10 protein-coding genes are annotated in these 13,466 nt (G+C 56.8%); 4 read left to right on the top strand and 6 right to left on the bottom strand.

Annotated features, from left to right (window positions below):
* Positions 1 to 31 precede the first annotated feature (31 nt).
* Complete coding sequence (dpaL, locus tag BN4275_RS12510) at positions 32 to 1,243, bottom strand: diaminopropionate ammonia-lyase (protein ID WP_066458813.1); 1,212 nt, start codon at positions 1,241 to 1,243, stop codon at positions 32 to 34.
* A 333-nt stretch (positions 1,244 to 1,576) separates the two neighbouring features.
* Between dpaL and xdh the strand changes: the two genes are divergently transcribed.
* Positions 1,577 to 4,135, top strand: coding sequence for a selenium-dependent xanthine dehydrogenase (gene xdh / locus BN4275_RS12505; protein WP_066458811.1), 2,559 nt, complete (start codon positions 1,577 to 1,579; stop codon positions 4,133 to 4,135).
* Between the two features lie 26 nt (positions 4,136 to 4,161).
* On the top strand, positions 4,162 to 4,737 hold the full coding sequence (locus BN4275_RS12500; RefSeq protein ID WP_066458809.1) for a nucleotidyltransferase family protein: 576 nt from the start codon (positions 4,162 to 4,164) through the stop codon (positions 4,735 to 4,737).
* 44 nt (positions 4,738 to 4,781) lie between these two features.
* Here the strand turns inward: BN4275_RS12500 and hydA are convergent, their stop codons facing one another.
* The 3 genes from hydA to ssnA form a co-directional block, all read right to left on the bottom strand.
* Positions 4,782 to 6,158 (bottom strand): dihydropyrimidinase, encoded by a 1,377-nt coding sequence (hydA, locus tag BN4275_RS12495; protein WP_066458807.1) that lies wholly within the window; start codon positions 6,156 to 6,158, stop codon positions 4,782 to 4,784.
* A 68-nt stretch (positions 6,159 to 6,226) separates the two neighbouring features.
* Positions 6,227 to 9,229, bottom strand: a complete 3,003-nt coding sequence (gene ygfK, locus BN4275_RS12490) for a putative selenate reductase subunit YgfK (RefSeq protein WP_066458805.1) — start codon at positions 9,227 to 9,229, stop codon at positions 6,227 to 6,229.
* A gap of 26 nt (positions 9,230 to 9,255) precedes the next feature.
* Positions 9,256 to 10,593: a putative aminohydrolase SsnA gene (gene ssnA / locus BN4275_RS12485; protein ID WP_066458803.1), complete on the bottom strand. Its 1,338-nt coding sequence runs from the start codon at positions 10,591 to 10,593 to the stop codon at positions 9,256 to 9,258.
* Positions 10,594 to 10,950: 357 nt separating this feature from the next.
* Here ssnA and BN4275_RS12480 point away from each other — a divergent pair, with 357 nt between their 5' ends.
* On the top strand, positions 10,951 to 11,583 hold the full coding sequence (locus BN4275_RS12480) for a helix-turn-helix transcriptional regulator (protein WP_066458801.1): 633 nt from the start codon (positions 10,951 to 10,953) through the stop codon (positions 11,581 to 11,583).
* Between the two features lie 51 nt (positions 11,584 to 11,634).
* On the opposite strand, the gene BN4275_RS12475 is transcribed toward BN4275_RS12480, so the two are convergent.
* Entirely contained in the window at positions 11,635 to 11,904 is a 270-nt protein-coding gene (locus tag BN4275_RS12475; protein ID WP_066458800.1) for a hypothetical protein, read from the bottom strand.
* Between the two features lie 116 nt (positions 11,905 to 12,020).
* Here BN4275_RS12475 and BN4275_RS12470 point away from each other — a divergent pair, with 116 nt between their 5' ends.
* On the top strand, positions 12,021 to 12,200 hold the full coding sequence (locus BN4275_RS12470) for a hypothetical protein (protein WP_066458799.1): 180 nt from the start codon (positions 12,021 to 12,023) through the stop codon (positions 12,198 to 12,200).
* Between the two features lie 627 nt (positions 12,201 to 12,827).
* Here BN4275_RS12470 and BN4275_RS12465 read toward each other — a convergent pair.
* Positions 12,828 to 13,466, bottom strand: a complete 639-nt coding sequence (locus BN4275_RS12465) for a helix-turn-helix transcriptional regulator (protein ID WP_066458798.1) — start codon at positions 13,464 to 13,466, stop codon at positions 12,828 to 12,830.

The raw sequence follows: 13,466 nt of genomic DNA, 5'->3' as shown, positions 1-13,466 counted from the left end.
AGTCAGAATCCGTTCTGTATTCCATGCCGTTTTATTTGGACGGATGATCCCCGTTCCATACCACTTTGCGGTAGTTCTCCGGGTCGGTGTCGCCCTCGGTGGAGAACATGATGATCCTGCTATCCTTATCCAGACCGATCTTTTCACGCAGCTCCTTGTAATCGTCGCTTTCCATCAGCGTCGCGATGAGGCCCATGCCGACCGCGCCGGACTCGCCCGAGATGACCTGCGGGTCGCCTTTGCAGGGCGCGCCCAGCATCCGCATGCCTTTGGCGGAAACCCAGTCGGGGCAGGAGACGAAGAAGCTCGAATGGTTCTTGAGGATCTCCCATGAAAGGGTGTTCGGCTCGCCGCAGGCAAGTCCCGCCATGATCGTCTGTAAGTCCCCGTCCACGATGCGCGGGTTGCCGTCGCAGGCGACCGCGCCTTTATAAAGGCAATCGGCGGCCTGGGCTTCCATGATGACGGTGGTCGGGGTGTTGTCCGGGAAGAGGTTTGCGAAATACCCCTGCACCGCTCCGGCGAGGCTTCCGACGCCCGCCTGAATAAAGATGTGGGTCGGGCGCTCAACGCCGGCGGCCTTGAGCTGTTCGGCGGCTTCCGACGCCATTGTGCCGTAACCCTGCATGATCCAGGCCGGGATTTCCTCGTAGCCGTCCCAGGCGGTGTCCTGCACCATGACGCCGTGTTCTGTCTTTTCGGCCAGGGCATTTGCGCGGCGCACGCACTCGTCATAGTTGACCTCTTCGATGGTGACCGCGGCGCCTTCGGCGGCGATGTTGTCAAAGCGGGTCTTGGTGCTGCCTTTGGGCATCAGCACGACCGCTTTCTGGCCGAGCTTGTTGGCCGCCCACGCCACGCCGCGGCCGTGATTTCCGTCGGTGGCGGTGAAGAAGGTAGCCTGGCCGAAATCCTTTTTGAGTTCCGGCGAGGTGAGATAATTGTAATCGACGTCGGCCACGTCGCGGCCGAGCTGTTTTGCTATGTAACGGGCCATCGCAAAGGAACCGCCGAGCACCTTGAAGGCGTTGAGCCCAAACCGGTAGGACTCATCCTTTACGAAGATGTCGCCCACGCCCAGGACCGAAGCCATCTTCTGAAGCTGAGCCAGCGGGGTGACCGAATACTGCGGGAAACTCTGGTGGAAGTTTCGGGCCTTGGCCACATTTTCCAGCGCCATAATCAAAAGCTGTTTGTCTTCGCTTTTCGGCATCCGGTTGGCCGCCCATTTGATCTGTTCCATTTGCAACCTGCCTCCTGTATCTGAATCGTTTATTTGGTTTCTAACCCCATCATAGCATAGAAAAACGTTGTGTCAATGGGTTTTCTCAAAAAAATTTGTGTTAACTAAAAATTTTTTAGTTTTTTGTGCACTTTTCTCATTACTTTCGCTTGATTATTTATTTTTTTAATGTTAGACTTATAAAAGTAATACTTATATTTTGGCATTCCGCCCTGAAATGTTAAAAATTTGGCTAAGCGTTCCCTTTTGGATCACCATCACTTTTCTAAAAGAATGCTGGCGTACCAAAAAATTATTATGTATGTGCCGCCGGCGCGAATGGAGGACCCCCAGATGTATGAATTTATTGTAAATGGAAAAAGACAGCAGACCGAAAAGGATGAAAAGCTCCTTGGCTATCTGCGTGAAACGCTCCGGCTCACCTCGGTAAAAAACGGCTGTTCGGAAGGCGCCTGCGGCACCTGCATGATTCTGGTCGACGGCAAGCCCACCAAGGCCTGCATCCTTTCTACCGCACGGGCCGCCGGCAAATCGATCGTCACGCTTGAGGGGCTTTCCGTCCGCGAGAAGGATGTCTACGCCTACGCCTTCGCGCATGCGGGCGCCGTACAGTGCGGTTTCTGCACGCCCGGCATGATCATCAGCGCGAAGGGGCTCATCGACCGGATCCCCGACCCTACCCCCGCCGAGGTCAAGGACGCCATCAAAAACAATATATGCCGCTGCACCGGCTATAAGAAGATTGAAGAGGCGATCCTGCTGGCGGCAAAGCTTTTCCGGGAGGATGCGCCCGTACCGGCACACGACTTTTCCGGCATCCTCGGGGAAAACATCCACCGGGTCGACGCGCACGACAAGGCGCTCGGCATAGCCCAGTACGCCGACGACCTCCAGCTTCCCGGCATGCTTTACGGCGGCGCGGTGCGCTCACAGTTCCCACGCGCGAAGGTCCTCTCGATCGATACCGACGCGGCGAAGGCGCTGCCCGGCGTGGAGCTGGTCGTCACCGCCTCCGGGCTGCCCGGCAAGGGAAAGGTCGGGCACCTCAAAAAGGACCAGTATGTGCTGGTTCCCGTCGGGGAGGAAACCCACTTCCTCGGCGATCCGATCGTGCTGATCGCCGCGCGCGACCGCGAAACCCTGAACCAGGCGCGCGAGCTCGTCAAGGTGGATTATCAGGAGCTGACCCCGGTCTGCTCGCCGCGCGAAGCGATGGCGCCGGACGCGCCGCAGCTTCAGGAGGGCGGCAACCTGCTGGCGCATGAACGCCTTGTGCGCGGAAACGCGGATGCAAAGATTGCCGCATCCAAATATGTGGTCACTACCAAATATATCACCCCGCCCACCGAGCACGCCTTCCTCGAGCCGGAAACCGCGGTCGCGGCCCCTGAAAATGGCGGCGTGGTGATCTATTCGGGCGACCAGGGCATCTACCAGACCAAGAAGGAATGCGCCGAAGCGACCGGCCTGCCGCCTGAAAAGGTGCGGGTAGTCGCGAAGATGGTCGGCGGTGGATTTGGCGGCAAGGAGGACATGAGCGTCCAGCATCATGCCGCCATCCTCGCCCTGCTCACCAAAAAGCCGGTCAAGTTCTCGCTCACCCGCAGGGAGAGCATTCTCTGCCATCCGAAACGTCATGGCTTCGAGATGGAGTTCACCACTGCCTGTGACGAAAACGGCCATCTCACCGCCATGAAGGCGACGCTCGTTTCAGATACCGGCGCGTTCGCCTCGCTTGGAGGCCCGGTTTTGCAGCGCGCCTGCACCCACGCGGCCGGCCCCTACAATTACCAGGACATCGACATTGACGGCAAGGCCTATTACACCAACAATCCGCCCTGCGGCGCGTTCCGCGGCTTCGGGGTGACACAGAGCTGCTTTGCGACCGAATGCAACCTCAACCTGCTCGCGGAAAAGGTGGGAATCTCGCCGTGGGAGATCCGCTACCGCAACGCGATCCGCCCCGGGCAGGTGCTGCCGAACGGGCAGATCGCGGACGATTCGACCGCGCTGGTTGAGACGCTTGAAGCGGTGAAACCGTATTACGACGCGCACCCGAAAGCGGGCATCGCCTGCGCGATGAAAAACAGCGGCCTCGGCGTGGGCATTCCCGATACCGGCCGCTGCCGCCTGACTGTGGAGAACGGCAAGGTGCATATCCATTCGAGCGCGGCCTGCATCGGACAGGGCATGGGTACCATCGTCACCCAGATCGCCTGTGAAACGACCGGACTGCCGCTTGAAAAGGTGGTTTACGACACCCCCGACACCGCCGATTCCCCTGATGCTGGAAACACGACCGCCTCCCGCCAGACCCTTTTTACCGGCGAAGCCACCCGGCGCGCCTGTCTGGCGCTCATGCAAGCCAAAGGCGACCGGCCGCTGGAAGCGCTCAATGGGCAGGAATTTTTGGGGGAATATCTCGGCGTCACCGACAAGATGGGCTCCGACAAACCCAATCCTGTCAGCCACATCGCCTACGGCTACGCCACCCATCTGGTGGATCTTGACGAGGATGGTAAACTGAAATTGGTACTTGCGGCGCACGACGTGGGGCGCGCGGTCAACCCGGTCAGCATCGAAGGGCAGATCGAAGGCGGCGTGGTGATGAGCCTTGGCTATTCGCTCACCGAGGATTATCCGCTCGACCACGGCCGTCCGACCGCCAAATACGGAACGCTTGGGCTTCTGAAATCCACCCAGACGCCCGACGTGCGGGCAATCATTGTGGAAAAGAATCATTCCGAACTTGCCTGCGGCGCGAAAGGTATCGGCGAAATCTGTTCGATTCCGACCCCGCCCGCCGTCCAGCTCGCCTACTACAATTACGACGGGAAGTTCCGCAACACTCTGCCGCTGGAGGATACCCCCTACAGCCGCAAAAAGAGATAAAACCCACCGTATTCAGGAGGTGTCCCATGGCGCTCAGGCTTGCCTGCATCTTTCTCGCTTCCGGCCATTCCAAACGTTTTGGCGGCAACAAGCTGCTCGCTGATTATAACGGCAAACCGATGGCCGACCATATCTTTTCCAGATTCCCGTCTGAATTGTTCAATCAGGTGGTGGCCGTCACGCGCTATGCGAATGTTGCAGTTTCAGCCGCGCAGCACGGCTTTACCATCGCGGAAAACGACGACACGACAGATGATATCGCCAAAACGATCCGGCTCGGCCTCGCGGCGCTCGTGCCCGGCGCCGACGGCTGCATGTTTTCGGTCTGCGACCAGCCGGCACTGTCCGCCGAAAGCATCGAAAAGCTTGTGCGGGCGTTTTCCGCCGCGCCGGAGCGTATCATCGCGCTGGGGCATAACGGAAACCGCGGGAATCCGGTCTTTTTTCCCGCCGCCCTCTTTCCGGAGCTTGCCGCCCTGGAGCCGAATCAATCGGGCGGCGCGGTCATCAAGCGGCACAAGGCCCTCCTGGATATCGTGGAGGCCAACGATCCGCTTGAACTTTGCGACGTTGACTACCGCGCCGACCTCCCCAATAAATAAAAACGCCAAAAGCCCCGGCAGCAAAGCTGCCGGGGCTTTTCCTTTTAGAAATATTCACTTTCGCCGCGTGGAACATAGACGCCTTTGCGTTCCATAAGCACCTTTCCGCCGGCGGCCACCAGCTGTCCACGCAGAAAGACCGCCTTTGCTTTTCCCTGCATCCGCATACCTTCATACGGGGTATAGTCGACCTTCTGCTCCATATCAGCGGCCGTGATTGTCCAACAGCACGTGGGGTCCCACACGACGATGTCCGCATCCGCGCCCGGCGCGATCACGCCTTTGCGCGGATACATGCCAAAAAGCCGGGCGGTATTTTCAGAGAGCATCGCGGCCATCTGGTTTTCGGTCATCCGCCCCGCCGCCACGCCGAGCGTGTACATCACGGCAGGCCGGTGTTCGATGCCGGGCAGGCCATTGGGAATTTTGGAAAAATCCTCCCGGCCCAGTTCCTTCTGCCCTTTCCAGTTGAAAGAGCAATGGTCGGTGGAAACCGTATCGATTTCACCTTTTGCGAGCGCGTCCCACAGCGCCCGCTGATCATATGGCTTACGCACCGGCGGCGAGCAGACGTATTTCGCGCCCGCAAAGTCCGGCAAGCTGTAAACGTTATCGTCAAATGCGAAATATTGCGGGCAGGACTCGATATAGACCTTTTGCCCGCGCGCGCGGGCCCGCAGCGCCTCTTCGAGCCCCATCCGGGTGCTCAAATGCACGATGTTGACCGGCACGCCCGCTGCTTTCGCAATATAGCAGTAGCGCGCAATCGCTTCAGCTTCGACAAAATCCGGACGGGACAGCGGGTGGTATTCCGTTGAGAGGTTGCCCGCGCGGCGGTTTTCAGCGATCATTTCGTTGACCAGATCGCCGTTCTCGCAGTGAACGCCCACGATGCCATGCAGCTGGCCAACCCGCTTCAGGATCTCATAAAGCTGGCCGTCGCTGATCCGCAGATTATCATAGGCAAGGTAGCACTTGAACGAGGTCACGCCCTGCCGCGCCATCTCGTCAAGCTCCCGCGAAACCATTTCATTCCAGTCGGTGATTGCCATATGGAAGCCATAGTCGCAGGAGGATTTTCCGTCGGCCTTGCCATGCCAGACGTCCAATGCGCCGCAGAGCGTCCCGCCGCGGTCCTGCGTTGCAAAGTCAAGCAGCATCGTCGTTCCACCCGCGGCGGCGGCACGCGTGCCGCTCACAAAATCGTCCGCGGTGAGCGCCGCGCCGGTATCCATATCGAGATGGGTGTGCGCGTCGATAAAGCCCGGGAACAGTTTGCAGCCGGAGGCATCGTAAGTTTCACATCCCTTTGCCGCCAGATCCCGCCCGACAGCGGAGATCCTCCCCTCTGTGATCCGCACGTCAGCTTCATAACTCTCCCGCGGCGTCACAACTGTGCCGCCCCGAATGATCAGATCCATAAAACATCTCTCCTTTAAAACGGCTTCAAGGGACGGGGGAAAGTCCCCGTCCCTGAAACGATAGCAGATCAGAACAGATATTGACGCTGGCCCCAGGCAGCCGAAATCAGACGGCAGATATCCTCTGGAACGGTACATTCCGGATCTCCCAGACTCACGCATTCCACCTGTCCGTCAAGCCGGACACGGTAGGTCTGCTTCTCGCCGTCGAGCAGCAGGAAGCCTTCGTTTTCGCTGTCCGCAAAGTCTTCCTCGCTCCAGAACAGGGTAAATTTGTCCTTATACGGCGCGCTGTCGTACGGGCAGAAGGTCGCGCAGTTGCCGCATTCATTGCACATGCCGTCTACATGGATGATCTGGCGCATGCGTTTGCCGGGCACCGCGACCGTGATATTGGCGCGGTTCGGGCAGACGTCGGCGCAGCATTCGCACACGGTCGCGCACTCGAGGCAGCGGTCGCTTTCCTTGCAGGAAGCGCACTCCCCGCAGAGTTTTCCCTTCTTTGCCAGCGCATGCGTGTAATCCGGGCTTACATTGCATGCGGCATAAGCGTCGCAATCCGCGCCGCAGATCGCTTTGGCCGCTTTCGCCGCATCCGCGATCGCCTCGACCACCGTGGCCGGGCCGCGGTTTGCGTCGCCGACAATATAGACGCCCGGAACGCTCGTCTCAAGGTTTTCGTTCACCCTCGCATAGCCGCGTTCGGTGAGCGCAATGCCGTTTTGTCCATAGAACGCGCTGTCCACCTTCTCGCCAACCGCGGCGATGACGGTATCCGCGGGAACGGTGATCACTTCACCGGTATCGACCGGGCGGCGGCGGCCGGATTCATCCGGTTCGCCAAGTTTCATACGATGGCAGGTGAGAACGCCGTCTTTGACGCCGACCGGCGCAAGCAGGTCGCAGAACTGCACGCCATCCGCAATGGCCAAAGCCAGCTCTTCCTCATCGGCGGGCATATACCGCTTGTTGCGGCGGTAGACCAGCCGCACATTTTTGACACCCGGCGCGCGTTTTGCGGCGCGGGCAGCGTCCATGGCGGTGTTTCCGCCGCCGATGACAACAACGTTTTCGCCGAGGTTCACATTGTCTATATCGCTCTTGCACTGCTCAAGGAACGCGATGACATTCATCGCCTCGCCGTATTCGAGCTTCAGCACGCCGGGCTTCCAGGCACCGTTTGCAAAGATCACATGGGTAAATCCCTGGTCGAACAGTTCTTTCGCGGAGCTGATTTCCACACCGGTTTCAAACCGCACGCCCAGCGCCTTCACCAGCGCAATGTCATTCTCGATCGCCGCAGTGGAAACCCGAAACGCCGGAATCACATGGCGCACGATACCGCCAAGCTGGCCCCGTTTTTCAAACACGGTGGCCGCCACCCCCGCTTTCGCCAGGAAATAACCCGCGGCAAGGCCGGCGGGCCCGCCGCCCACAACCGCAACCTTCGCGTCCGACGCGGGCACGGGCTTTTTGAGTTCTTTCATGAGGTCTGCGTAGGCCGCTTTTGCCGCTTCGAGCTTCACATCGCGGATGCGCACGCTCTCCTCATAGAAATTGCGGGTGCATTTGTCCGCGCAGTGATGCGGGCAGATGGTGCCGGTGATGAATGGCAGCGGATTGCGCTCGGTGATGACTCTAAGCGCCTCCAGGTAGTTTCCCTCACCCGCCAGCCGCAGATAGGCCGGAATGTCCTGGCTGATCGGGCAGCCGTCACGGCAGGGAGCTTCGAAGCAGTCGACAAGCGGCACCTTCCTCGCCATTTTGCGGGACGGCAGGGGCTTGATCGGCTTGCGGTAGTAGGGATCCCCGAGCGCATCCTCGGCAAAATCGCTGACCGCCGCGACATTCACCCCGCTAAATGGCTGGTCGCCGCAGTTGAGGAGCGCTTCGGCCATCTGATAAATCCGTTCGTAGCCGCCCGGCTTTAAAAGCGTAGTGGCCAGGGTGATCGGCCAGATGCCGCAGGCGAAGAGCTTTTCAATGTTATGCAGATCCGCGCCGCCGGAATACGAGATGCGCAGCTTGCCGTCAAATTCCTTGGCGATCTTTTTCGCGAGCGAGATGGTCAGTGGATAAAGCGACCGGCCGGACATGTACATCTCCTCGCTCGGCAGCTCGCCGGCGGATACCTCGACCGGAAAGGTGTTGGTGAGCTTTACGCCGAATTCGAGTCCGCGCGCCTGCGTGAGTGCGGTGAGACGGTGGAACATCGGCACCGCGTCGGAGAACTGCAGATCCTCCTTAAAGTGGTGGTCGTCAAACACGATATAATCGAAGCCAAGGTCATCCAGCGTTTTGCGGGCGAATTCGTAGCCCAAAAGGGTCGGGTTGCATTTGATGTAGGTGTTGAGGTTCTTCTCGGTGATGAGGTAGGTCGCGATCCGCTCGATCTCCTGCGGCGGGCAGCCGTGCAGGGTCGATAGAGTGATCGAATCGCTCACGCGCGGGCTGACCGCCTCGATATAGGCCGCGTCCACCTTGGCAAAACGGCACACATTCGCAAGCGCCCACTTTTTGCATGCCTGGAACACTTCGGTGTTTCCTGCGTCCTTCATTCCTTCGATGTATGCATCAATTTTTGGAGTTTTGATCCCCTCCAGGTCGTAGCCGACCGACATATTGAATACAAAACCATCCGGATCTCCCAAATCCAGTTCCTTTGCCAACAGCTTGCAGGCAAACCACGCCTTGACATATTCGTCGAACGCCTGCGGGACGGTCAGTTCGGTCGACCATTCGCAGTTGTAGCATTCATCCGCGGCGGTAATACAGGGTTTCGCCACACAGGCGGAAAGCTCCTCGCCATCCATCTTCTGCACCGTCTTGAGCTCGAAAAAGCGGCTTCCCGCCGCATAAGCGGCGATGATGTTCTGCGCGAGCTGGGTGTGCGGGCCAGCCGCCGGTCCAAACGGCGCTTCGAGCCGCTCTTTGAAGATCGGCAGCTTTTTGTCATCCGGTTTGTGCCGGAAAACCTTCGCCACGCCGAAGATCGATTTCTGCTGCGCATATTCATTCAGTGCCCAGTTCATCAATTTATCAAATGCGATCGGTCTCATCTTATCGCTCATGATCATATCCTCCTTGCGCTTCTCTTTTATTTGCTCGCGTTGATCCGTTTCCACATGCCAGCGGCCTGTTCCCGTGCATGCGCGAGGACCGCCTGTTCATCGATGCCAATGAGTTCCCGGTCCTTCATCCGGACCTTTCCATCGATGATGGTGGTCACCGTCTGTCGGCCGCTCATGCCGAACAGGGTGTGACCGTTCGCATTGTCCGCGCTCATCGGGGTGAGCGGGATATAGTCGCTCACGATGATGTCTGCCGCCGCTCCTTCCGAAAGTTCGCCCAGCGGCTTTTGGAAAGAACGCGCGCCGATGGCGGCGTTGTTTTCGAACAGCATCTGCGGCACTTCCGCCCATGCGACGGTCGGGTCGCAGAGATTGTGTTTATGCAGGCAGTTGGCGGCCTTCATCGACTCGTACATGTCGTTCGTGTAGCCGTCGGTGCCGAGCCCACAGAGGATGCCCCGGCGCATCAGCTCGATGGTCGGCGGGCAGCCGACCGCGTTTCCCATATTCGATTCCGGGTTATGTACCACCATGGTATCCGTCTGTTTGAGAATGTCCATCTCGATCCCGTTGACATGAATGCAGTGGCCAGCGATGGTCTTTTCCCCGAGGATATCATTGTCGTAGAGCCGGTTGATCACCCGTTTGCCATATTTTTTGAGAGAATCGTAGACATCGGTCATGCCCTCCGCCACATGGATGTGGAAGCCCACGCCTTCCGGCGTATTTTCGCGGCAGTGCGCGAGGGTCGCGTCCGAGAGGGTGAAGGAAGCGTGCATGCCCATCATGCCCTTGACCATGTCGGAATTTTCTTCCGCGCAGAATTTGATGAAGTCCGCGTTCTCTTTGACCGCCTGGCGCATCTTCTCCTCCCCATCCCGGTCGGAGACCTCATAGCACAGGCAGGTGCGCACGCCGAGCGCGCGGGCCGCGTCCGCGATCGCAAAGAGGCTGCCGGGGATCTCGCCGAAACTCGCATGATGGTCAAAAACAGTGGTCACGCCGCATTTGATGCAGTCGAGATAGGTGGCCATCGCGCTCATGCGGGTATCTTCAAGCAGCAGGTTGCGGTCGATCGTCCACCACATGCCGTCGAGGATGTCAAGAAAATTCTGCGGGTTGTAACCGTTGATTGCGATACCGCGCGAGAAGGCGCTGTAGATGTGATTGTGGGCGTTGATAAGCCCGGGCATGATCATGCCGCCATGTGCGTCGATGAAATCCGCGCCGGGATATTTTTCCTTCAGTTCAGCGGTTGTTCCGACTGCAACGATCGTATCCCCGTCGGCTGCGACACATCCGTTTTCGATCAGGCGGTTGTGTTTCCCGCGGGTGAGCAGCCTTCCGTTTCCTACCAGTAACATGACTTTTTCCTCCTTCATTCGGGTTCATACTTTCAAAACCATTAAAAAAGGCGTCCATCCTATCTTTGGATGAACACCCTGTCCGGCTGGAGGGGGCGGATGCGAATCAGCCGGGTTCAAATGGTGAACATCCAGCCCGTGCGCGCAGCACTCCGTTGCAGCCTGAAAACAATTCAATTTTCATAGAATTTTGCCTTTATTCTATTGACTTTAGTTTAACATGAACAGGCTTAAAATGCAATAGTTCCTGCACATTTTCTAAAAAATATTTTTTAGGTGCAACATTTTTTGTTGCAAAATCCGTCGATTGTGGTATGATGAAGAATAGAATATTCTATTCCGAAGGAGAATCAATCTATGTTTGACGCTATGACGCTGGATTTTTTGAAACAGCTTGCCAAAGGGATCGCACAGCAATTCGGAAATGACTGCGAAGTGGTCGTGCATGACCTGACCTCCAACAATCCGGACAGTTCGATCGTCGCGATTGAAAATGGCCATGTGACCTCCCGCAAGCTTGGCGACGGGCCTTCTCACGTCGTTCTGGAAGCGCTTCATGGCGACCGCAGCAATTTGAAAGACCACCTCAATTATCTGACCAAAACGCACGACGGAAAAATCCTCAAATCGAGCACCATCTATATCCGCGACGAAAACGGCGACGCGGTGGGAATTTTTGCGATCAATTATGACATCACCAGCCTGCTCATGGTGGAAAACGCGCTCAAACCGCTCATCAGCACCGATCAGCCGGAAAAAGAACCGGAACGGATTACCCAAAATGTCAACGACCTGCTCGACGAGCTGATTGAACAGAGTGTGCGCAACGTCGGCAAGCCGGTCGCGCTGATGAACAAGGATGACAAGATCAAAGCGATCCAGTTCCTCAACAACACCGGGGCGTTCCTCATCACCAAGAGCGGCGACAAGGTTTCCAAATACTTCGGCATTTCAAAGTATACGCTTTATAGCTACATCGACGCAAAATGAGAAATAGATAAAGGGCGGATGCGCGTATGCGCGTCCGCCCTTTATTTTGCTTCAAAGCAGGCCCTGAAAGATAAATTTTGTCGTGAGCTCATAGCCGCGTTTGAAATAGTATTCGTTGCGCAGGTGGTTGATCTCGTCGAGGCATTCAAGCAGTTGTTCCAACCGCCCGCGGTTTTCGTCCGTGTCCAGGGCAAAGAGAAGGTCACATTCAAGTTTTTGGCGTTTGGCATGCAGCTCGTCGATTTCGGTCGATTCATTCACATCGTTGCGCTCCATCTCAAGGTTGAAAAGGTCAGTGATCACAGTTTGTTTATCCTTCATAAATGTCCCTCCTTTTTGATTATTGTAACAGATATCCTCCAATTATACAACAGAAAATTCTGTTGTATTTTAACATTCAATTTTATCTTAAAATAGAATTGTTAGGAGGGGTATTAATGTCATTCGTCCCTAAAAAGACAAAACAAAAAGAAAAAGCCTCCTATAAAACGTTATACATCTCACAGAAGCTGATCGATAGAGTTACCGCGATCGCCCAACAGTATGACACAAGCTTCAATAATGTTGTCATCAGTATGATTGAGCAATGCCTCGAAGAAAATGACGATAAAAAATAATGCCCGGGAGTTTCTCCCGGGCGTTCCTTTTTTCTTGAAAAAGGAACCGAAAAAACGCCTGAAGGGGCGCTGCGGCGCAAGTCACGGGGGCGCCGCCCCCGCGACCCCCGCAAGCTTTTGAAAAAGCTTGACCAAAACTTTTGATTGGGAAACTTGGCGAAAACTTTTCGCGATGCGCGAAGCGCATTACAATCCATTTGTCCGCTTTCGGCGCAGCCGGTTTTCGCAAGGTTGCGAAAACCCGTCCCGCGTTCCTTATCCCGAATCCGCCGCCAAAGGCGGCGGGTCGTCGCAGACGACACTTTACCGGGGGACACGGGGGCGAAAAGCCCCCGTGAGCAGCCGTCGCGCATAAGCGCGCTTCGCCGCCAGGCGAGCAGGCTGCCAAACGCGGAACGCCACGTTTTGTCTAAGCAGATTGCGCGTGATCTCTGCCGCAGGCAGCAAAATCGCGCGCAAGGGGGCCGCGGGGTCTCCCCGCGTGTCCTTCTTTCGTCCATTTCTTGGACAAGCAAGAAATGGACTCGTGGCGCGCGGCGAAACGCGCAGAAGCGGCGCACGGTGAAACGCGCGAAACCATACCGTGCGAAGGAGAAAAATACCCGGGAGCCGCCTCCCGGGTATTTTTCACTTCTTGATCATATTTAAATAGCGGTAGATGGTTGGTACCGATACGCCCAGATTTTCAGCAACACAGCCAATCGCGCCTTTCACCAGGAATGTACCCATATCGTTGAGCCCTTCCACAATCTCCAGCTTATCCTTCTGGCTCATCCTGCCGACCTGCTCCTCAATATTCGGACAAATCCGCTTGATGTTCGCCTGTACCAGATCGCCAACATTCATGTTGAAGTTCTCTTTGATCCCGGTATTTCCCTGTAAACCCAAGGCTGTGATCACCGATCCCAGTTTTTCATAAGCTTCGCTCAATGCGTGGTAATCGCTGTTGATGCAGAGCATCCCGACCATCTGGCCATCCTCATCCTTGATAAAATAAGTCGAGGATTTTAACTGATGCCCATTTTTTGCAACGCCCTGGTAATTCGCCATGTACGGCAGCTTCTCAAAAGAGGCTGTTTTCAGAACATTCAGGCTCAGGTCGGTGATCGGTGAGCCAACCACCCGTCCGCTGATATGCCCATTGCGAATCGCCACCACGCTCTGATGCCAGTCTGTCAGATCATGCAGCACCACTTCGGTGCTGTCTCCCAGACAGTCCGCCAGAAAATCCACCAGCGGCAGATAGGAACGCAGGTATTTGTTCAA

Origin of the sequence: Anaerotruncus rubiinfantis (assembly GCF_900078395.1) — a bacterium.
GTDB classification, from domain to species: Bacteria; Bacillota; Clostridia; order Oscillospirales; family Ruminococcaceae; genus Anaerotruncus; species Anaerotruncus rubiinfantis.
The sequence above is the reverse complement of the archived record's forward strand: the minus strand, read 5'-3'. Positions and strand labels throughout refer to the sequence as shown.